22 protein-coding genes and 3 pseudogenes are annotated in these 21,175 nt (G+C 36.0%); 21 read left to right on the forward strand and 4 right to left on the reverse strand.

Annotated elements, in window-relative coordinates; all coding sequences use genetic code 11:
• Positions 1-31: 31 nt before the first annotated feature.
• The 20 genes and pseudogenes from ACJZL3_RS04425 to ACJZL3_RS04520 all read left to right on the forward strand — a co-directional run bounded on the left by ACJZL3_RS04425 (position 32) and on the right by ACJZL3_RS04520 (position 15,394).
• Positions 32-1,216 carry a hypothetical protein gene (locus ACJZL3_RS04425; protein ID WP_419198966.1) on the forward strand — a complete coding sequence of 395 codons (1,185 nt, stop codon included), beginning with the start codon at positions 32-34 and terminating at the stop codon, positions 1,214-1,216.
• 507 nt (positions 1,217-1,723) lie between these two features.
• On the forward strand, positions 1,724-1,846 hold the full coding sequence (locus ACJZL3_RS04430; protein WP_419198591.1) for a hypothetical protein: 123 nt from the start codon (positions 1,724-1,726) through the stop codon (positions 1,844-1,846).
• 43 nt (positions 1,847-1,889) lie between these two features.
• Positions 1,890-3,140, forward strand: a complete 1,251-nt coding sequence (gene ltrA / locus ACJZL3_RS04435) for a group II intron reverse transcriptase/maturase (protein WP_419198617.1) — start codon at positions 1,890-1,892, stop codon at positions 3,138-3,140.
• A gap of 553 nt (positions 3,141-3,693) precedes the next feature.
• Positions 3,694-5,487, forward strand: coding sequence for a reverse transcriptase/maturase family protein (locus tag ACJZL3_RS04440; protein ID WP_253309139.1), 1,794 nt, complete (start codon positions 3,694-3,696; stop codon positions 5,485-5,487).
• 153 nt (positions 5,488-5,640) lie between these two features.
• Positions 5,641-6,204, forward strand: a pseudogene (locus ACJZL3_RS04445) (major capsid protein); the annotation flags it as partial.
• Between the two features lie 83 nt (positions 6,205-6,287).
• Entirely contained in the window at positions 6,288-6,608 is a 321-nt protein-coding gene (locus ACJZL3_RS04450; protein ID WP_065094329.1) for a head-tail joining protein, read from the forward strand.
• Positions 6,601-7,098 carry a phage tail protein gene (locus ACJZL3_RS04455; RefSeq protein ID WP_419198639.1) on the forward strand — a complete coding sequence of 166 codons (498 nt, stop codon included), beginning with the start codon at positions 6,601-6,603 and terminating at the stop codon, positions 7,096-7,098. Before ACJZL3_RS04450 ends, ACJZL3_RS04455 begins: the two co-directional genes overlap by 8 nt.
• On the forward strand, positions 7,079-7,552 hold the full coding sequence (locus ACJZL3_RS04460) for a hypothetical protein (RefSeq protein ID WP_419198640.1): 474 nt from the start codon (positions 7,079-7,081) through the stop codon (positions 7,550-7,552). Before ACJZL3_RS04455 ends, ACJZL3_RS04460 begins: the two co-directional genes overlap by 20 nt.
• On the forward strand, positions 7,539-7,994 hold the full coding sequence (locus ACJZL3_RS04465) for a phage baseplate assembly protein V (RefSeq protein WP_065094332.1): 456 nt from the start codon (positions 7,539-7,541) through the stop codon (positions 7,992-7,994). Before ACJZL3_RS04460 ends, ACJZL3_RS04465 begins: the two co-directional genes overlap by 14 nt.
• Positions 7,995-8,102: 108 nt before the next feature.
• Positions 8,103-8,726 (forward strand): annotated as a pseudogene (locus ACJZL3_RS04470) (phage tail sheath family protein); the annotation flags it as partial.
• A 15-nt stretch (positions 8,727-8,741) separates the two neighbouring features.
• A complete protein-coding gene (locus ACJZL3_RS04475; RefSeq protein ID WP_419198641.1) occupies positions 8,742-9,248 on the forward strand; it encodes a phage major tail tube protein in 507 nt (168 codons plus the stop codon).
• Positions 9,249-9,343: 95 nt separating this feature from the next.
• Positions 9,344-10,255 (forward strand): Rpn family recombination-promoting nuclease/putative transposase, encoded by a 912-nt coding sequence (locus tag ACJZL3_RS04480; protein ID WP_419198642.1) that lies wholly within the window; start codon positions 9,344-9,346, stop codon positions 10,253-10,255.
• A gap of 131 nt (positions 10,256-10,386) precedes the next feature.
• The gene (locus ACJZL3_RS04485; RefSeq protein WP_419198643.1) at positions 10,387-10,644 is read left to right on the forward strand and encodes a phage tail assembly protein; all 258 of its coding nucleotides are present in this window, start codon (positions 10,387-10,389) and stop codon (positions 10,642-10,644) included.
• Positions 10,641-10,772: a hypothetical protein gene (locus ACJZL3_RS04490; RefSeq protein ID WP_419198644.1), complete on the forward strand. Its 132-nt coding sequence runs from the start codon at positions 10,641-10,643 to the stop codon at positions 10,770-10,772. The genes ACJZL3_RS04485 and ACJZL3_RS04490 overlap by 4 nt, the downstream gene beginning before the upstream one ends.
• The gene (locus tag ACJZL3_RS04495) at positions 10,754-13,051 is read left to right on the forward strand and encodes a phage tail tape measure protein (protein WP_419198645.1); all 2,298 of its coding nucleotides are present in this window, start codon (positions 10,754-10,756) and stop codon (positions 13,049-13,051) included. The genes ACJZL3_RS04490 and ACJZL3_RS04495 overlap by 19 nt, the downstream gene beginning before the upstream one ends.
• Before the next feature lie 29 nt (positions 13,052-13,080).
• Positions 13,081-13,428 (forward strand): phage tail protein, encoded by a 348-nt coding sequence (locus ACJZL3_RS04500; protein ID WP_419198646.1) that lies wholly within the window; start codon positions 13,081-13,083, stop codon positions 13,426-13,428.
• Positions 13,425-13,634, forward strand: a complete 210-nt coding sequence (locus ACJZL3_RS04505; protein WP_064085527.1) for a tail protein X — start codon at positions 13,425-13,427, stop codon at positions 13,632-13,634. The genes ACJZL3_RS04500 and ACJZL3_RS04505 overlap by 4 nt, the downstream gene beginning before the upstream one ends.
• Entirely contained in the window at positions 13,635-14,585 is a 951-nt protein-coding gene (locus tag ACJZL3_RS04510; RefSeq protein WP_419198647.1) for a phage tail protein, read from the forward strand.
• 12 nt (positions 14,586-14,597) lie between these two features.
• A complete protein-coding gene (locus ACJZL3_RS04515; RefSeq protein ID WP_064085526.1) occupies positions 14,598-15,131 on the forward strand; it encodes an ankyrin repeat domain-containing protein in 534 nt (177 codons plus the stop codon).
• Positions 15,132-15,178: 47 nt separating this feature from the next.
• Positions 15,179-15,394 (forward strand): hypothetical protein, encoded by a 216-nt coding sequence (locus ACJZL3_RS04520; protein WP_064085525.1) that lies wholly within the window; start codon positions 15,179-15,181, stop codon positions 15,392-15,394.
• Here the strand turns inward: ACJZL3_RS04520 and ACJZL3_RS04525 are convergent, their stop codons facing one another.
• On the reverse strand, positions 15,395-15,928 hold the full coding sequence (locus ACJZL3_RS04525; RefSeq protein ID WP_419198648.1) for a phospholipase D family protein: 534 nt from the start codon (positions 15,926-15,928) through the stop codon (positions 15,395-15,397).
• Here ACJZL3_RS04525 and ACJZL3_RS04530 point away from each other — a divergent pair.
• Entirely contained in the window at positions 15,915-16,844 is a 930-nt protein-coding gene (locus tag ACJZL3_RS04530) for a patatin-like phospholipase family protein (RefSeq protein ID WP_419198649.1), read from the forward strand. The two genes, ACJZL3_RS04525 and ACJZL3_RS04530, sit on opposite strands and share 14 nt — an antisense overlap.
• Before the next feature lie 39 nt (positions 16,845-16,883).
• On the opposite strand, the pseudogene wmk (ACJZL3_RS04535) reads toward ACJZL3_RS04530, so the two are convergent.
• From wmk (ACJZL3_RS04535) to ACJZL3_RS04545, 3 genes and pseudogenes are all read right to left on the reverse strand, one after another.
• Positions 16,884-17,789: pseudogene (gene wmk, locus ACJZL3_RS04535) on the reverse strand (WO male-killing family protein Wmk).
• Between the two features lie 37 nt (positions 17,790-17,826).
• On the reverse strand, positions 17,827-18,702 hold the full coding sequence (gene wmk, locus ACJZL3_RS04540) for a WO male-killing family protein Wmk (RefSeq protein WP_419198650.1): 876 nt from the start codon (positions 18,700-18,702) through the stop codon (positions 17,827-17,829).
• Positions 18,703-18,828: 126 nt separating this feature from the next.
• Positions 18,829-20,622, reverse strand: coding sequence for a reverse transcriptase/maturase family protein (locus tag ACJZL3_RS04545; RefSeq protein ID WP_253309139.1), 1,794 nt, complete (start codon positions 20,620-20,622; stop codon positions 18,829-18,831).
• Positions 20,623-21,175: the final 553 nt, after the last annotated feature.

Below are 21,175 nucleotides of genomic sequence, written 5' to 3' on the forward strand. Positions count from 1 at the left end.
TTAAAAAGTATATTTAATAGCGGAGGCTAATATAGGTAATAAGATAATTGTACCTTTTAATGATAAAAAGGGAGGAACTTACGAATTAAACATTGATCTTGATAAATTATCAAAAGGTGAGATGTTGAATGCTATTATAGGAATTGGTCGTACTAAAGAGCAGTCTACTTTTGTAAGTAAAATTAATAAGGCTAAAAAGCTTGGAGAGGTGCCTTTTCCTAGCAAAAACGTTCGCGAAAACAAAATCAACTACGGAAAAGGACTTGATTACATATATGGCACAAAACCTGTAAGCGATCAAGCAGATTATCCAGAAGTGTTAAACCCATTTGCTTCAAATTTGCAAAAAATAAAACCAAGTGCAAAAAAGTTGAGCTGGTTTAAAAGTGCAGTGGTAGAAGCAAAAAGCGCAAGTGAACTATACAAAGTTGTAGATCAAGCACTAGCTACTGGAATGAGAATAAATGCGTGTAATGATGGGGAATGGAGCTTTGCTGAATATGTAGTATTGGGTACACATTTTCATAAGTTAGAAAAAAGTGATCGAAAAAAGATAATGCGGAAGCTAATGCTAAGTGGTGCAGAGTTTCATAATACTTTATTGCAGAATAAACTGATAGGTGAAATCTATAATGAGTTACAACCAGAAGTTCAGCCACAGATAGATAAGCAACTAGAAGAGCTAGAGGAAGCTGGCGAAAATGCTGTGCAAGAAGGAGAATTAATAGATGTTGAGATAGATAATACAACATCTTATATGGAATTTTCTGAAGAGAGTAAGGTAGAAGTAGCCAAAATACTGAGAGAATTAGGAAGTAATATTTTAAAAATTGGTAATGATGCAGTTGAGGTTAAAAGTGAGAAAGGAGGTGTAAGAAACTATACCGATATGTCAAATGGCAGCTCTGTCATGTTAGAATTTCCTACGAGCGTTGGTAAGCTAAATATTATATTATACCAAGAGGCAGATCAGGTGCAAGTAAGAGTAGAAAATAAGGAAATGTGGGCTGAACTACAACAAAGAGGGGAAGAAATAGGAAAAAACTGTCTCTTTGGAGGAGTAAAACTTAAAGAAGTAGTAGAGAGAGGTAGTTTCACTAGATGTGGCATATGGAGTGAAAAGCATGCTATAAAAGAGGTTAGCAATAGTGAAGTATTGTCTTCGTGGGTAAATAGGATACGTGAAGGTAGTAAAGAAACCTTTAGAGAACTTTAATGCGTCTACAGCCAACTTTCAGGTTCCAGAGGTTTTTTCTTACCGTTGTATCTGGAGCCTTTGAGCTATAGTAGAAAATATTATATTTATGGTTCTTTACGTGGAAAAAAGTCTAGACTGTGAGGTAGGGAAAAAAGTAAAAAATTGGAGGTTAGGTGTGCCGTAGAAGCGATCAGTTGAAGCTGCACAATAGATGAGGGTAGGTCCCTCGGAGCCGGTTTACAAGAGCAGGCTTCAAACAGCCATAAGCTGCTTTGGTAAAGAGCCATGGTAGTGAGCGTTATGGAAAAGGCGCAATTATGCGTCATGTGTAAAATGGAGAGGCGAATGCAAATGAACCACTGATGAAGTGTCGAAACTTCATAGAAGATGTCAAAACCAGGTGTTCTAGCCTAACCTGGGATAAATCTATCGGAAACTTGTTTACTGGATAGATGGCGTCCGGCATATAGGTGGCGCGGATCCATTTTGGGCTATTGTGTAGAACTGCGGGAACCTGTCATTTCGATGATAAGGGAGAAATCCAAGAAGCTAAACTTCAAGGATGAGAGTACCGATGCGAAGAACAGGGGCGGATCAGCTCGTAGTAGTGAAGAAATTTCTGTAATGGAAATGGAGCGAAGGGGCTGAGTTATTCAGTTTTAATTATTTATCAACCGAAAGGGAGGAGTTAATGAGTAAAACAAAGTCTTTTGATATACCGAAGCAAGTTATTTGGAGAGCTTATAAACAAGTATCGAAAAATAAGGGTGCTGCTGGTGTAGATGAGGTTACGATAACAAAGTTTGAAGAAAATCTAAAAGATAATCTGTACAAGCTATGGAATCGAATGTCATCTGGAAGTTATTTTCCAGAGCCTGTAAAAGCTGTAGCAATACCAAAAGGTACAGAAGGGGGACAAAGAATTTTATGTGTCCCTTCAGTATCGGACAGGATAGCGCAGACAGCAGCTACAATGTATCTAGAACCGTTAGTAGACCCGAAGTTTCATGAAGATTCATATGGTTATAGACCAAACAAATCTGCACTGGATGCGGTAGGAACTGCGAGGAAAAGATGCTGGTGGTACGATTGGACGATAGATCTTGATATAGCAGGATTTTTCGACAATTTGGACCACGAGTTGGCATTGCGAGCTATCAAAAGGCACACAGACTGCAAATGGGTCATACTGTATGTTGAAAGATGGATGAAAGCGCCAATTCAGCAAGCAGATGGAAGTAAGGTAGTTAGGGATAAAGGAGTTCCGCAAGGAGGTTCAATAAGCCCGCTGATCTCAAACATATTTATGCATCATGTATTTGATGAGTGGATGAGACGAAAGTGCCCAACAATACCATTTGAGAGGTATGTAGATGATGCGATAGTGCACTGCAAGAGTAGTAGACAGGCGGAATTTATGAGGGTAGCAATTGAAGAAAGACTGGCTGAGTATAAGCTAAAATTACATCCTGCAAAGACACAAATTGTGTACTGCAAGGATGACAATAGGAAAAATGAATTTCCTAAACAAAGTTTTGATTTTCTGGGTTACACATTTAGACCCAGGTTAGCAAGAAATAAAATAGGAAAGCATTTTGTTTCATTTCTTCCCGCAATTAGCAACAAGGCCAAGAAAAATATTACTACAACCATAAGGTCCTGGAAAATACTACGAAATACACACAAAACATTAGAGGAAATATCAAAGACAGTAAATCCAATAGTCAGAGGCTGGTATCAGTACTATGGCAGGTTTTACAGGAAAGAGATATATAAACCTCTGAGAAACATAGAGCAGCACCTAGAAAAGTGGGTCAGAAGAAAGTATAAGAAGCTTCGAAATCATGGAAGACTAGCGAGGCAACTTCTAGGAAAAATGAGGAAAGAAGGGACAAATACTTTTTACCACTGGACACTAGCTTTAGGTCAAAAGACTGAATAATGGGAGCTGTGTGAGTCGCGAGGGTGCGCCGTGGTACGCATTAAGAAATACTTAGCAGAGCTAAGCGGGGTTCAGAATAAATGGCCTCGAGGTGAACAACTAACTTTAACCCGAAAGGGAAGGAGGACAAGAGCATGTATGTAAAGCGAGAGTTATCTGAAGATGTGTAAGATAACGGCTTGCAACACCTGATCAATATGGTTAAAGCTAAACTGCTTGAATTCTAATCTTCAGGGGTGGGACTTCACATCCATGGGTATCGCATTTAAAACCCCATGTCTACGGTAAGCACAGATTAAACTTTCGTTTGTGTGACATTCTGGCTGTAGAACGATAAGTAGTGAACTTATTTAAGAGGATGAATGGAAAACCTAAGTTGATCTAGAACAGTTCTTAGTGACGGAACATGGGATGACCTAAGGAACGCGAGTTCTATGGTTACGGAGTCATCGTAGTAGTCGTGAAAGTAACGAATCACCGGGGAGCGTGGGAAAGCCACATACAGGGCAAAGGGTGACAGATAATTGAATGTTGAAATTGGGAGGTACGCAAGATGCGGAAAGCTGAAACAATACTTAACATTATACGTGAACGTGGACAAAGAAATTTGCCGGTTAAAAACGTATATCGCCTACTTTATCAGCGTGATCTTTACCTTCGAGCGTATGGCAAACTTTGTCGTAATAAAGGTGCTATGACAGAAGGTGTGACAACTGAAACAGTTGATGGTATGTCTTTGGAGAAAATCGATAAAATCATAGAGGATTTACGCTATGAGCGATATCGGTGGACACCAGTAAAACGTATCTATATTTTAAAGAAGAGTGGTAAACGCAGGCCGTTAGGATTGCCAACATGGTCAAATAAGTTACTTCAAGAAGTAATCCGATTAATATTGGAAGCCTACTATGAGCCTAAATTTAGTGAATGTTCACATGGATTTCGACCAAAGCGTGGATGCCACACTGCATTAAGAGCAGTAATGCAAAAAGGCAGAGGTACAAAATGGTTTATAGAGGGAGATCTCAGTGCATGTTATGACTCAATTGATCATACTATGTTGTTGAAAATACTGAGTGAAAGCTTCCAAGATAACCGTTTTATTCAGCTAATCAATCGACTGCTAAAAGCAGGATATATGGAAAATTGGAAGTACAATAAGAGTCATAGTGGGGTACCACAAGGTTCTATTATTGGTCCAATTTTGAGTAACATATTACTCGATCGGTTAGATAAACATGTGGAACATATACTAATACCAGCAAATAACCGAGGTAAGCGAAGAAAGACAAATCCAAAATATTTAAGGTTAACCATGCAAGTATCGATGATGAGAAAACAAGGGAACTGGGATCAAGCAAAACAACTGCGTCAATTAGTGCAGGGTATGCCATCTAAGGATTCTTGTGATCTAAATTATCGACGTCTTTGGTATGTTAGGTATGCTGATGATATTCTGGTAGGGTTTGCAGGACCAAAAAATGAAGCTGAACAAATTAAAAATGAGATTGCTAAATTCCTCAATGAGGAGCTCAAACTTATGCTTAATGAAGATAAAACGCTTATTACACACGCGTGTGATAGCAAAGCCAATTTTTTAGGTTATAAAATACACGTCTTGCATGCAGATGATAAACATGATCATCGGACACAACGATGTATTAACGGTAGTATTGGGTTACGTGTACCACATCATATAAAGCAGAAAAAGTGTTCTGAATATATGCGTTGTGGAAAGCCTATACATTTACCTCAACGTACACTTGATACAGCTTACAGTATTGTTGCTCAGTATCAAACTGAATATCGAGGAATTGTACAATATTACAAAATGGCCTACAACCTTCACACACTAAGTTATTTGAAGTATGTGATGGAAGTATCATTAGTAAAGACTTTAGCATCTAAATACAAAACAACTTGCAGGAAAATTTATAGAAAATTTGGTGCAATGATTGAAAACGACGAAGGTGAAAAACGAAAAGTCATCCAAGTCAGAGTAGATCGTTTACCATCAAAGATACCATTAATTACACACTTTGGTGCTGTGTCACTAAAATGGAATAAATGGGTAAGTATAAGTGATAACCTTATACCAATATGGAATAAGCGTAGTGAAATAGAGCAAAGACTATTGGCACAAACTTGTGAATTATGTAAATCACAAGAGCAGATTGAAGTACATCACGTACGTAAACTTGCTGATTTGCTAGGTAAACGTAATACTGAGCTACCGAAATGGAAAAAGAGAATGATTGAACGACAGAGGAAGACTCTTGTTGTTTGTCATGAATGCCATAAGAAAATCCAATATGGAAAATATGATGGTGACTCCTTAAAACGTTAGATTATTGGAGAGCCACGTGATACGGAAACGATCATGCGTGGTTCGGAGAGGGGTTGTTGGAAAAGTACTTAACAAGTAACTCGCTGGCTGCCCACTCTACTTCATGCACAGTTCTGCGAGAGACTGGTGGGGAAGTTCCGCCGGTCTACTCTCCAATTATTAAATCTGTACAACGAATTTGAAATTACACCAAAGGTAGTAAATTTTGCACTAGGAACAGCAACAACAGATGTAAAACGTAAGTGTCTGGAAGTACTCCGGCATATAGAAGATAATCTAAGTGGTGAATATATGACAGGAATTCATGCCTTGGTAAGCCCTGAGTTTTTCGATGCATTAACTTCTCACGTTAAAGTAAAAGAAGCATATGAAAGATGGCAAGAAGGAGCAGCGCTAAGGAATGATATGAGATCAGGATTTGCGTTCTGTGGCATAACGTTTGAGGAATATAGAGGACAAGCAACTGATCCTGAAGGAACCGTGAGAAGATTTATAGAAAGAGATACAGGGCACTGTTTTCCAGTAGGAACAGCGAGCACATTTACAACATATTTTGCACTAGCAGACTTTAATGAAACAGTAAATACTCTTGGACAGCCACTCTATGCAAAACAAGAGCCAAGGAGATTTGATAGAGGGACTGATTTGCATACGCAGTCAAACCCTCTGCCAATGTGCCACCGTCCAGCAATACTAGTCAAGATCGTTGTAACATAGGTAGAGCAAATATAAAGCGGTGTGAGGCAGAAGAATGCTTTACCTCTTCTTAGCATATAAATGTTAGTATATAGCGGAGAAATGTGCAAGAGAATATTAAGAGATTATTTAAAGATTGTTTTGCCCATTTAGGAGAAGTGGCTTGTTATAAATCAAAGGATAAGTCATATATGGTACAGGTATTAAAGCAACAGCCAGATAAATTATACGAGATTGGTGAAGGACAATTTGTGGGAGAGATGCTTTTTCTTGAGGTAAATGTTTTTGATGTACTGAGGCCAATGGTGGGAGATATTTTTGTTATTGATGGTCGTAAATATAAAGTATATTCTCCACCACTGCGAGATAATTCAGGAATAGTATGGAATATAAAATGTACAGTACTTGGAGAGAAGGATGTTTAACATTGAGGTTAATGCAAATATTGAGAGAATTATTCACAACATTGATGCTAACAAAGCCAAAATAGAATTGGCAACGGTAAGAGCGCTAAACAAAACGGCATTATGGTTAAAATCTCAGGCTGTCCGAGAAATCAGTGAAGAAAAGCAAATTAGGCTAAAAGTAATTAGAAAAAGACTAAGAATTATCAAGGCAAGGAAAAGCACTTTGAAGGTTTTAATTAGAGCATATCTGTATGATGTGAGAATGAGAAATATAAAACAAGCAAAAATAAGAACAGCATTTAATGATGCATTTATGGCAACGATGCCAAGAGGCTATCGTGGTATTTTTAAACGTGTAGGAAGAACAGCACTACCGATACAGGAGGCTAAACTACCACTTGAACCTGAGGCTTCAAGGATAATAGAAAATCTTGTTAATTATGAAGTTGAAAGGATATTTGAAAAATATTTTACACATAAGTTATTTTATGACGGCATTTTGGACTAATTTACATGAGGCAGTCTGTAATACGCTAAAGGCAGAGATACCAGCAATTCAAACTTGTGAGGTTTATCCAGCAATAAGGAAAGAGTTAGCAGCTCCAGCGGTATTTATAGAATTGTCAAGTCTAGAGCAAGGAAAAGATCCAGGAACAGAGGAGCTAGCGCTGAGAGCAAAATTTGAGGCACGAATAGTGATCGATAGCACAATAGAAAATGCCCCTATTATTGTCAGATCATTAGCTGCTGAGGTTGCCAGAGTAGTAAATAAAAATACTTGGAACGTGAAAAATGTTTCACCAGGAGAATTTATATCAGGAGGAGGAGATGATTTTAGGCCAGAGCTCGATGCATATTTAGTGTGGATAGTAGACTGGGCGCACGAATTGCATGTAGGGCAATCAATTTGGGAAGTGAGTAAAATAAAACCTCATTTAATCGATGTGAATGTTGGAAAGTAATTTTGCAATTTCAGAATTGCGGAGGAAATTGGCCAACATTGTCCGTATAGGCATTGTCGAAAAAATAGATTATGAAAAAGCTAAAGTAAAAGTTAAAATAGGTGAACTTGTAACAGATTTTCTTCCATGGATAACAAATAGAGCTGAAAGTTGGTCACCACCAAATATTGATGAACAGGTAATAGTATTATCACCATTGGGAGAATTGTCTTTGGGGGTGGTGTTACCGGCAATATATCAGGAAAAATACCCTCCTCCAGAGAATAAAAAGGAAGTAAATAGTGTAAAATTTCAAGATGGGACAAGATTTACATATGATAAAGAGAAACATCATTTAGAGATTGAAGTAGTAGACAAGATAACACTGAATGTTGGGGAATCAAGTGTAGAGATAACAAAGAGCGAAATAAAACTAAAAGCAAAAAGAGTAAATCTAAATTAGGGAAAGGAATGAATAAATCAGTTATACGCCTAGGAGATCACTGTGAAGGAGCGTTGCTGCATTTTTGTATAAGTGGAAGCAGAGATGTATTTATAAACGGAAGACCTGTCTGTAGGCAGCTCAAGAGTTTACGTAGTTGACCCTTGGGTTAAGGTATTTATTGAAGGAAAAGAAGGAACCTTGCCAGCAAGCCCATTTGTAGCTGGTTTAATAGCAAAAGTAGATAGCGAACAAGGATTTTGGCACTCACCTTCAAATAAAGAGATAAATGGTATTGTTGGAACAAGCAGGCCTATTGATTTTACGCTCGGTAATACAAATTGTAGAGCAAACCATTTAAATGAAAATGAAGTAACAACGATAATTCATCAAAATGGCTATAGGCTTTGGGGAAATAGAACATGTTCAAATGACTCGAAATGGGCTTTTCTATCAGTAAGGCGTACTGCAGATCTAATCAATGATAGTCTACTTCGGGCTCACTTATGGGCAGTTGATCGCAATATCACCAAAACTTATATAGATGATGTAATTGAGGGGGTAAATTCTTATTTGGCCAATTTAAAAGCCCAAGGAGCGATTATCAGTGGAAAATGTTATGCAACACCAGAACTCAATACACCAACAAATATTGCAAGTGGAAAAGTATATTTTGACTTTGAATTTATACCACCGTATCCGGCAGAACAGATTACTTTTAGGTCACACCTTGTGAGTGGTACAATATTATAAAAATGGGAGAAAGAGATGTTACCGAAGATTTTAAAGAATTTTAATGTATTCGTAGATGGTCGTGGTTATGCAGGAAAAATAGATGAGATAACCTTGCCGAAGCTTACCATAAAAACAGAAGAGTACAGAGCTGGTGGTATGGATATTCCAGTAAATATCGATATGGGGATGGAGAAACTTGAAGCAGATTTCACTTTTTCTGAATACGATACAGAGCTCTTTCGGCTATTTGGATTGATAAATGGAAATTCGGTATCTTTGACGCTCAGAGGTGGAATGCAAGGTAGTGGAAGTAATGATATTGAAGGAGTAATTATCAACCTTAGGGGCATATTCAAGGAATTTGATTTTGGTAGCTGGAAACCTGCTGAAAAAGCCACTCTAAAATGCACTGTAGCTGCCCATTATTATAAACTTATGATAAATGGTAATGAGCTAATAGAAATCGATGCTGAAAATATGATTAGAAAGATAAATGGTGTTGATCAAATGGCCTTGCTGCAAACGATTCTAGGGATTTAATGGAATAGATGGATGCTTTTTCATACAACCACTTTTTTATTGAAAAATTATTAATAATACTGTATAATTATTAACGGTTTTTAGGAATTTTTGCTATGGCTTTATCTAAATTTCTCGACCCTAAAAATGATATAGCATTTCGCCGTATCTTTGGTACTGAAAAGAATAAAGATATCCTCATTCACTTTCTAAATGATATTTTGAGCTTTACTGGCAAAAATGCAATACAGGATATAGAATTTTTAAGTACTATTCAAGATCCTGATATTGCATCTAAAAAACAAAGTATTGTTGATGTGCTATGTAGAGATTCAACAGGAGTACAATGGATAATTGAGATGCAGGTCGCTAAAACCAAAGGCTTTGAAAAACGAGCTCAGTACTATGCTGCTAAAGCCTATTCAAGACAAGCTGACAAGGGTGATCAATACCATGATCTTAAGGAAATTATTTTTATTGCTATAGCAGATTGTATACTGTTTCCTGATAAGTCTGAGTATAAATCAAAGCACACTATTCGCGATGAAGATACTAATGAACATGATCTAAAAGATTTTTACTTTGTATTTATTGAATTGCCTAAATTTCCCAAAACTAAAGAAGATCAGCTTTCAAATATAGTTGAGAAGTGGGTATATTTTTTTAAGCACGCTGACGAAACAGGTGAAGAAGAGCTGGAAAGGATAATAGGAAATGACGTAATAATCAAAAAAGCTTATGAAGAGCTAAATAGGTTCAACTGGTCAGAAAAAGAATTTATAGCCTACGAACAAGAGGTCAAGCGTATTCGTGATGAACAAGCTGTTCTTGCTCAAAAACTTGATGATGCCAAAAAAGAAGGAAAGATTGAAGGAAAGATTGAAGGAAAGACTGAAGGAAAGATTGAAGGAAAGATTGAAGTTGCAAGGGCGATGTTGACTAATAATGTTGATATTAGCACTATTGTCAAGTGTACAGGTCTTTCTGTCGATGAAGTTCAAGAATTAATTCAAGTTGAGGAAAAATAACCCCTACTATCATCTTTATATTGAGAAATTTAGTATAAAGGATCGTTAATCAAACACAAAAACTATAGTAAAAAAATTAGTTATGTAAAAGCCGATATAGACTTTTATTTAATTAATTTTTAAGGAGGAACATGCAAGCTATAACACTTAATAACCCAATAACAGTTGATGGAATTTCTGTCTCAGAACTTACCATTAGACGTCCAAAAGTTAGAGATTATTTAGCTATTGAGAGACTTAATGGTAGTGATCTAAGTAAGGAAGTAACTTTGACTGCCAATCTGACATCAGTTGCAAAAGAAGCAATTGAAGAGTTAGATATTGCTGATTATGTAAAAATGCAAGAGGTATTAAAGGATTTTTTTTCACCAATTATCCAAAAAATTTGAGATTAGAAATACTAGTGCTTGGCTCTATCATAGGTGGTGGAGTTGAGCACATTCTTGATATGGAGATTAGTGAGTTTATCTTATGGAGCAAATTAGCAAGGGAGCTTAAATGTCAACGTTATCTATAAAAATCGGAGCTGTTTTAGACGGCAGTTTTAATACTGTAATAAAGGGCAGTAGTAATCAACTTACTTATCTTGGTGAGAACATAAGGAAGCTTGACTCATCTTTAAAATCAGTATCAAAATTTAAGCAGTTGGGTCATGATGTTTTGACTAGCAGGAGGTCGTGGAAGGGCTTTGAAGATCAAGTAAAATCTTTAGCTAAACAAATGAAAGCGGTAGAGAAGCCGAGCAAAACTTTAAAAGCAGAATTTGACAAGGCCAAAACCTCCGCAACAAAAGCAAAAGAAGCATATTTGAAAAAGAGAGATGCTTTACATTCATTTAATGAAGAAGTAAGGAAAAGTGGTAGAAATATTAAGTACTTAGTAAGTGACCAACATAAACTTGGCTCTTCTATTGAAGTATTAAAAGGTAAGTATGGTAAGCTTGGATCTGCAATACGTAGTCACCAAAGTTTTTTAGCAAGCAAAGCACATTTTAAGTCACAAATTATAGAGACTATTGGACTAGGCCTTTCGCTTGCAGCTCCAGTTAAAGTTGCTATTGACTTTGAAAGTGCTATGGCTGATGTTACAAAAGTAGTTGATTTTGATGAAAAGACAAAGGAAGCTGATAAATTTGCAAAAAAGTTAAAAGAGATGTCACGTACTGTACCATTATCAGCCGCAGAACTGGCACAAATAGCTGCAAGCGGTGGACAGCTTGGTATCAAGAAAGAAGATCTTTTCAAATTTACAGAAACGGTGGCAAAAATGTCTACAGCATTTGATATGTCTGCAGAGCAAGCAGGTGATTCCATAGCTAAACTCTCTAACATTTACGGAATTGATGTTAGTGAAATGGAGCACGTTGGTAATGTAATCAACCACTTATCAGATAACACTGCTGCTAAAGCAAAAGATATGGTTGAAGCTCTAGCAATAGTTGGTGGTACTGCAAAGCAGTTTGGATTAAAGTTTGAACAAACAAGCAGTTTAGTAAATGCTTTCATTAGTTTAGGCAAACAACCAGCAAAAGCAGGGACTGCCATAAATGCTTTACTTTCTAAGCTGCAAACTGCTGAAGGTCAAGGAAAAGAGTTTAAGGCAGCACTAGAAGAAATGGGTATAACCACAGAAGAAATGGTACAAAGGATCAGTGAAAATGGGGAAGAAGCACTACTTCACTTTTTCCAAACTCTAAAGAAAATGGATAACCAGGAACGCTCTACAACCCTGATGAAACTTTTCGGTCAAGAATATCAAGATGACATTGCATTATTAGCTGGAAGTTTCAGTAAGTACAAGGATGCAATAAAGTTACTGGCTGAAACAGAAGAGTATAAAAGATCTCTGCAGAAAGAATTCAAAAATCGTGCAGACACCACAGCTAATAAATTACAATTACTTAAAAATGCAATAGTTGAAGCTGGCATGAATCTAGGGTCAGTAATGTTACCTACCTTGAATTATGTAGCTGGAAGTGTGAAAACAATAACAGAGCATATAGCTTCTTTTGCAGAAAAACATCCAACTTTAACTACGGCAATCATGAGTACTTTAGCAGCTTTGATAAGTTTAAAAGTCTTAGTAGTGGGAGTAGGCTATGGAATTACTTTATTAGGAAGTACAATTTTTGGTCTTAAAGCAACGATAATGGCAACATTTTCATTTTTATCATCTACAGTTTTTCCTGCAGTAATAACAGGGCTAAGAGCAATATCACTAGCTGTAATAACTAACCCTATAGGACTTTTAATTGCTGGACTTGTCACTGGCGCAGCTTTTGTTATCACTAATTGGCAAAAGGTGAAAGACTTTTTCTCTAGCTTTTGGAAATCGATAATAAAACCCATAGAAGAAGCTTTTTCATGGATAGGGGAAAGTGTATTTGGAAAAGTATTAGGGAATAGCCCACTGAAAGAGTTTGAAAAAAGAAAAACTGAAGTAAAAGCAGTACATAGTCCCCTAAAGAGTAATATTCTCAACAGTGGAAATCCTTTGCTAAGTAACAGTATAATTAAAGAATTTTCCAAGAGAAATCAGAATAATTTCAGAATCAAAAGCCTTATTGAGGAGAAAAAGTTTACAGAGAGCGATAATGATAAGATATTTGCAGATTTTGGAAGGAGTAAATTTGAAAATAAAGAACAAAATAAAACTCAGAACATCACTAATAATTACACTATCAGCATTAAAGCAGAGCCAAATCAAGATGTTCGTAGTCTTGCAGATGAAGTAATAAAAAGGATAAGAGAAAAATCACGCGATGTTTTATTTGATACAGTAGAGACGTTTTATTGATCAACTATGTTTTTAAAAATTTTTTATTTGTGTTATCTCTTGGTCCATATAAATTTACTCCGATAAGTTTGAAGTATAGTAAAGAAAATCGTTGGAGTGTAATTGAATGTATCGATAAAATGCCGTTACTACAAAATATTGGTCGAGGAGTGGAAAATGTAGATATAGAAGGAGTTATTTACCTTAATATTCTCAACAGAGTAAATCAATTAAAGAATATGAAAGAAGCTGAAAAACCGCATGTTTTAGTAGATAGTCTAGGTAATATTTTAGGACAATTCGTAATTACTAGGTTAGAAGAAAAGCAGATGTATTTTTTACCTAATGGACTACCAAGAAAAGTTGAATTTAGTTTGAGTTTGAAGAGCTATAGATGACTATATATTACTTAACTAAAGAAGGAGAAATGCTAGATCTGATTTGCTGGAAACATTATGGATTTACCGATGGAATAGTGGAGGAAGTATTGCTTAAAAATCCAGGCCTTGCAGAACATGGAAGTTTTTTACCGGTAGGACTAAAAATTAAATTGCCTGTAACAGAAAAACCTCTACAAAAGTCAAAATTAAAAGTATGGGAATAAATGCAGCCAGATTTTATAATAGATAAATGTGAATCAATTAGAGATAGAGTTATATCATTGCGCCTTACCGATGAATCTGGGACAATAGACGATGTAGTTGAAGTACATGTTGATTATAGTGATGAAAACACAGATGTTCCGAATGAATTAAATATCGCTCTAGGTTACAGAGAAACTGGAGTCTTACCAATGGGCATATATACAGTCAACGAAGTTACAATACAAAGTCCACCTAAGACTCTACTAATCAAAGCTCATGCAACAAATTTAAGACTATCATTAAAGGAGAAAGCATCTAAAGAATGGCATCAAATTACTCTAGGTAGCTTGGTTAAGGAAATAGCAGAAAAGCACGGATATGGGTGCAGAGTTGCAGAAGAATTTGAAAATGTGTTGATTCCACATATTAACCAAACAGAAGAAAGTGATATAAGTTTACTAACAAAAATAGCAATAGAACGCGAGGCAATGGCAAAGTTAGCTGGCGGATACATACTTTTTATTCCCAAAGGCAAAGCAAAGTCGGCAACTGGAAAAGCTTTAGGAACAACAGCTATTAGACCTCAAGACACAATAAATTGGAAGGTTCACTTTACCGTGAGTAGGTACAACTCAGTAATTGCAAAATGGCATAGCTATGAAAAAGGTGAAACTATATCAGAAATAGCTGGTTCTGGTAGTCCAAGTTATACTATACAAACGCTTTACTCTAATGTAGAATCAGCATTAAGTGCAGCAAATGCTAAGTTAAAACAATTAAAGCGAAATAATGCAGTATTGGATGTCACTATGCCTGGTAATCCAGAACTATTTGCAGAGGCAAAACTTAGCTTGTTAGGGTTTCATCAAGATATAGACGGTGAATGGGTAATCGACAGAGCAGAACATGTGTTAGATAGTTCAGGTTATCGCACTGTGTTATCAGCATCAACGTTAAGAAAAAATCAGTAAACCAAATGTTTAATGTTAAAAAAAGTATTGAATATGAATAGAGACTCAAGAAATAAGCTACACTTTTGGTGGTGTATAACAATGATAATATGTATTGTTATTACCTATTGCTATATGAGAGCAAAAGCTACAGATAATTATAAAACAATATTACGAACTGCTTCTAAGAACTGCAGCCTAGAAGTAGTAAAATTTTCGGCTAATAATTTATTAGATATTAATACACAGATTCCCGAATTAACAGCATTACATTATGCATCCGGTGCAGGATGTTTGGAGGTTGTTAAATTTCTAATAGAGAAAGGAGCTGATATAAACACAGCAAAATATGAAAAATGGACAGCTTTACATTCTGCTGCATATAGAGGAAATTTAGAAATAATTAGGTTTTTATTAGAAAAAGATGCAAATCCCAAAATTAGAGATAAAGACGGAAAAAATCCTAGAGATGTAGCTGTAATAGAATCACGGCACAATAAAGATAAACCTTACAGAGAAATTATTAAGCTACTTGCAAATGCAGAGGAACAGCATAAATCAAAATAGTAGTTACTAAATTAGCTATCCATAATAAATTCATATTTTAAATCATTATGCAAAATCAAAAAATCCCAATCGCAGTAATTGTAACGATGTTAATACAGACGGTAGCGGCGATTTGGTGGCTTGCCAAACTGGATTTACGAGTTCATATACATGAAAAACTCATAGAACAAAATAATGGATTAACTGTTACGGTATATCGTCTGGAAGAGCGGGTAAAAAATCTTTCTGAGGAGTTGGATGAGCTTAAGGCTGATTTAAAGTAATTATTCTTCTACTTTTGGTGTGTAAGCATCAGATTGAGATTGACGATCTTTCCAATTTTTGATGTATTGCTCAACTAATGGAGGGTCTCCTGTTATAATTAGTAGATTCTCAGCGTTTCTTTTCTGCGCAGCGTCAGAGAAATTGAAAGATCCTGTTATGATTTTTTGCTCATCAATAATCATAATTTTGCTGTGTGAAATTGCAGGTTTATAGTCTATATATACTGGTATTTTTTTATGAAACAGCTCATTGATAACACTATACTTTGAGCTAACTTGCGATTCGTCGAGAATAACCATGACATCAATGCCACGTTTTTTAGCTTGAACCAAGGATTCAGCAATAGGTTTTGAGGTAAATTGATATGCCTGAACCAACACGGATTTTTTAGCATGATCCACAGAATCAATTATTAGATTGGTACAATTTTCTCTAGGAGTGAAACATACAGTAGTACTTGGACAAGAAACACAACCTGATAAAAGTGAGCAAGTTAATAGAACTAATAAATATCTAATCATGAAAAAATACATCCTTTCAGTTGACGGCGGAGGCATAAGAGGCATAATACCATCGATAATATTAGCAGAAATAGAGAAGAGAGCAAGAAGGCCTATAGCTGAAATCTTTGATCTTATAGCTGGAACCTCAACCGGTGGCATTGTTGTAGCGGGATTATGTAAAAAAGATGAACGAGGAAATCCCCAATACTCAGCCAACGACCTAGTTGAGTTTTACCAAAAATACGGTTCATATATTTTTAAATCTTCATTCTTCAGGCGATCAATATTATCTTGGTTTAACTGTGCACAATACCCACATAAAAATATTGAATTTGTACTGGATAAATATTTTGGTGATGATACTTTACAAAGCACCTTAAGTAATGTACTGATTGCAAGTTACGATATTCACAATAATTGCCCTTTCTTTTTTAAGAGCTGGAGAGAAGATAGAAATTTTATCAAATTGAAAGATGCATTACGAGCTACAACTGCAGCACCTACTTACTTTGTACCTAAATATCTTAAAATCAACCAAAAGGAAATGGTACTAGTGGATGGAGGGGTTTTTGCTAATAATCCAGCGGCTTGTGCTTATGCTAGTGGTAAAAGGTTATTTCCAAATGACGATATTGTGCTGTTATCGATAGGTACTGGCAGAACAGATAGAAGCATAGCTAATTCAAGAAGATTAGGAAAAATAAGCTGGATAAAACCACTACTACATGTGATATTTTCTTCAAGTTTAGATGCAGTCAACTACCAACTTGATCAAGTTATAGCTGATAAATATATACGCATACAATCGCAATTAAAAATAGCACCACCTGACATGGATAATATTACATCAAAAAATATCAGATCTCTTCAGCAAGAGGCAAAGACAATGATAGAGGAAAATCAAAAAGTGATAAACAAATTCTGTATAGAAGCATTAAATATATAACTATCTTTACTTATATCTTAATATATTATTTAACACAATTCAATTTTCACACTCATCAGCAGTTAGGCCACTTGCTCGCAAAATAACATCAGTAGAAACACCCGCCTTAACTAGATTTTTCGCAACCTTGATCTTTTCTGTTTTTTTTACTTTCTCTTTGCTATTCTTCATATCCCTAGATAAAAATTTCTTCACTAATTCTTGCTCTTCAGTTTCTCTTAGTAAATTAAGTAGTTCACTATCTTCATTTGTTTTAGGCAGCAGAACTTTAATATTCACTGATAATCCTTCTGCTATTTGATATAATTTGTCAAATGATATGGCAGTGTATCCTATTTCATACTCGTGTATTTCCCTAAGTGTTACACCAACTTTATTCGCCAAATCTTTTTGAGTATATCTTCTTATTAGCCTCCATTCTCTTATTCTTTGCCCTATTCTGTAGTATATAGAATCAGTGCAGATTTCTCTCTCTGTATTATCATATTCATAAATAGATAAGCCGGTTGCTTGGGAAATTATGTCAACTGAAACTCCTTCCTTTACTAGATTTTTTGCTATTTCCAACCTTGCCTCTTCTTGATTGATTTTTTCACTAATATGAACAAACCTGATTAACGAAGGTACTATTTTGCCTAACTTTTGATTCTCGTATATTTTTGTTAGATAGAGTATTTCCTCGTCTTCATCTTCATACTCTCTTACTACTACTGATTCAGGTAGCAGATCTATAACATTAACCGATAGTTCTTTTGCTATTGTATATAATACTTCAATTGGAATAGAAATATACCCATTTTCATAGCTGTTTACTTCTTTGTATGTTAAACCTATTTGGCTTGCTAATCCTATTTAAGTATGTCCTCGCATTAACCTACAATTTTCTATTTTTTGCCCTATTTCATAACTAACATTGCTTGCAGAAACAAACACATATACCTCCATTTAAGAAAAAACTTTATTGCTATAATTTTTTTACGAGCTATCCATCTAAAATTACATCAACAGGTAAACCTACCGCTTGCAAAATAATATCAATAGAAATTTCCCCTTTTACTAAATCCCTTCCAACTTTAATCCTTTCTACCTCTCTCACTTTCTCATCACAAATCCTTATGCCTTCAAACAGAGATTTTATTAGTGCATTACGTAGTTCTTGGCTCTCAATTTCTTTGTATTCTTTAATCAAATCAGGTAGCTCATTTTCTATCTCATCTCCTGTTAGTTCAAGTAGTTCCATGATATTGATTGATAATACCTTTGCTATTTCGTATAATTTATCAAGTGGAACAGCAGTCCTTCCTTGTTCATAATTGCTTATTTCGTGACGTGTTGTATTCATTTTTTCTGCTAAATCCTTTTGAGTGTACTCTCTTACCACTCTCCATTCTTTTATCTTTTTCCCTATTTTGTAGTAGATAGAACCCGTTTTTTCTTCAACACATTCATCAGCAGAGAGACCAATTGTTTTTGCAACAACATCAACAGAAATTCCTGCTTTAACCAGACCCTTTGCAATTTTTATTTTTTCCGATTTTCTACTACTTTTCTCACTAACTTGGACAAATTTGGTTAGTAAACAAAACATTCTACGCAACTCTTGATCATTAATTGTTTTATATTTTCTTATTAGGTTCAGTATTTCTTCTCCCTCATCTTCAAGACAACTTTTTGATACAGGAATAAGATCCGTAATACTGATTGATAGTGCCTCAGCTATAGCATACAACCTTTCAATTGAAATTCTACGGTTCCCTTTTTCGTATTGCAGTATTACCCAATACTTTACACCAATTTTCTCTGCTAGATCCTTCTGAGTGTACCCTCGCTGGAGAGTAGACCGGCGGAACTTCCCCACCAGTCTCTCGCAGAACTGTGCATGAAGTAGAGTGGGCAGCCAGCGAGTTACTTGTTAAGTACTTTTCCAACAACCCCTCTCCGAACCACGCATGATCGTTTCCGTATCACGTGGCTCTCCAATAATCTAACGTTTTAAGGAGTCACCATCATATTTTCCATATTGGATTTTCTTATGGCATTCATGACAAACAACAAGAGTCTTCCTCTGTCGTTCAATCATTCTCTTTTTCCATTTCGGTAGCTCAGTATTACGTTTACCTAGCAAATCAGCAAGTTTACGTACGTGATGTACTTCAATCTGCTCTTGTGATTTACATAATTCACAAGTTTGTGCCAATAGTCTTTGCTCTATTTCACTACGCTTATTCCATATTGGTATAAGGTTATCACTTATACTTACCCATTTATTCCATTTTAGTGACACAGCACCAAAGTGTGTAATTAATGGTATCTTTGATGGTAAACGATCTACTCTGACTTGGATGACTTTTCGTTTTTCACCTTCGTCGTTTTCAATCATTGCACCAAATTTTCTATAAATTTTCCTGCAAGTTGTTTTGTATTTAGATGCTAAAGTCTTTACTAATGATACTTCCATCACATACTTCAAATAACTTAGTGTGTGAAGGTTGTAGGCCATTTTGTAATATTGTACAATTCCTCGATATTCAGTTTGATACTGAGCAACAATACTGTAAGCTGTATCAAGTGTACGTTGAGGTAAATGTATAGGCTTTCCACAACGCATATATTCAGAACACTTTTTCTGCTTTATATGATGTGGTACACGTAACCCAATACTACCGTTAATACATCGTTGTGTCCGATGATCATGTTTATCATCTGCATGCAAGACGTGTATTTTATAACCTAAAAAATTGGCTTTGCTATCACACGCGTGTGTAATAAGCGTTTTATCTTCATTAAGCATAAGTTTGAGCTCCTCATTGAGGAATTTAGCAATCTCATTTTTAATTTGTTCAGCTTCATTTTTTGGTCCTGCAAACCCTACCAGAATATCATCAGCATACCTAACATACCAAAGACGTCGATAATTTAGATCACAAGAATCCTTAGATGGCATACCCTGCACTAATTGACGCAGTTGTTTTGCTTGATCCCAGTTCCCTTGTTTTCTCATCATCGATACTTGCATGGTTAACCTTAAATATTTTGGATTTGTCTTTCTTCGCTTACCTCGGTTATTTGCTGGTATTAGTATATGTTCCACATGTTTATCTAACCGATCGAGTAATATGTTACTCAAAATTGGACCAATAATAGAACCTTGTGGTACCCCACTATGACTCTTATTGTACTTCCAATTTTCCATATATCCTGCTTTTAGCAGTCGATTGATTAGCTGAATAAAACGGTTATCTTGGAAGCTTTCACTCAGTATTTTCAACAACATAGTATGATCAATTGAGTCATAACATGCACTGAGATCTCCCTCTATAAACCATTTTGTACCTCTGCCTTTTTGCATTACTGCTCTTAATGCAGTGTGGCATCCACGCTTTGGTCGAAATCCATGTGAACATTCACTAAATTTAGGCTCATAGTAGGCTTCCAATATTAATCGGATTACTTCTTGAAGTAACTTATTTGACCATGTTGGCAATCCTAACGGCCTGCGTTTACCACTCTTCTTTAAAATATAGATACGTTTTACTGGTGTCCACCGATATCGCTCATAGCGTAAATCCTCTATGATTTTATCGATTTTCTCCAAAGACATACCATCAACTGTTTCAGTTGTCACACCTTCTGTCATAGCACCTTTATTACGACAAAGTTTGCCATACGCTCGAAGGTAAAGATCACGCTGATAAAGTAGGCGATATACGTTTTTAACCGGCAAATTTCTTTGTCCACGTTCACGTATAATGTTAAGTATTGTTTCAGCTTTCCGCATCTTGCGTACCTCCCAATTTCAACATTCAATTATCTGTCACCCTTTGCCCTGTATGTGGCTTTCCCACGCTCCCCGGTGATTCGTTACTTTCACGACTACTACGATGACTCCGTAACCATAGAACTCGCGTTCCTTAGGTCATCCCATGTTCCGTCACTAAGAACTGTTCTAGATCAACTTAGGTTTTCCATTCATCCTCTTAAATAAGTTCACTACTTATCGTTCTACAGCCAGAATGTCACACAAACGAAAGTTTAATCTGTGCTTACCGTAGACATGGGGTTTTAAATGCGATACCCATGGATGTGAAGTCCCACCCCTGAAGATTAGAATTCAAGCAGTTTAGCTTTAACCATATTGATCAGGTGTTGCAAGCCGTTATCTTACACATCTTCAGATAACTCTCGCTTTACATACATGCTCTTGTCCTCCTTCCCTTTCGGGTTAAAGTTAGTTGTTCACCTCGAGGCCATTTATTCTGAACCCCGCTTAGCTCTGCTAAGTATTTCTTAATGCGTACCACGGCGCACCCTCGCGACTCACACAGCTCCCA

Source organism: Wolbachia endosymbiont of Rhagoletis cingulata, assembly GCF_048537655.1.
GTDB lineage: Bacteria > Pseudomonadota > Alphaproteobacteria > Rickettsiales > Anaplasmataceae > Wolbachia > Wolbachia pipientis.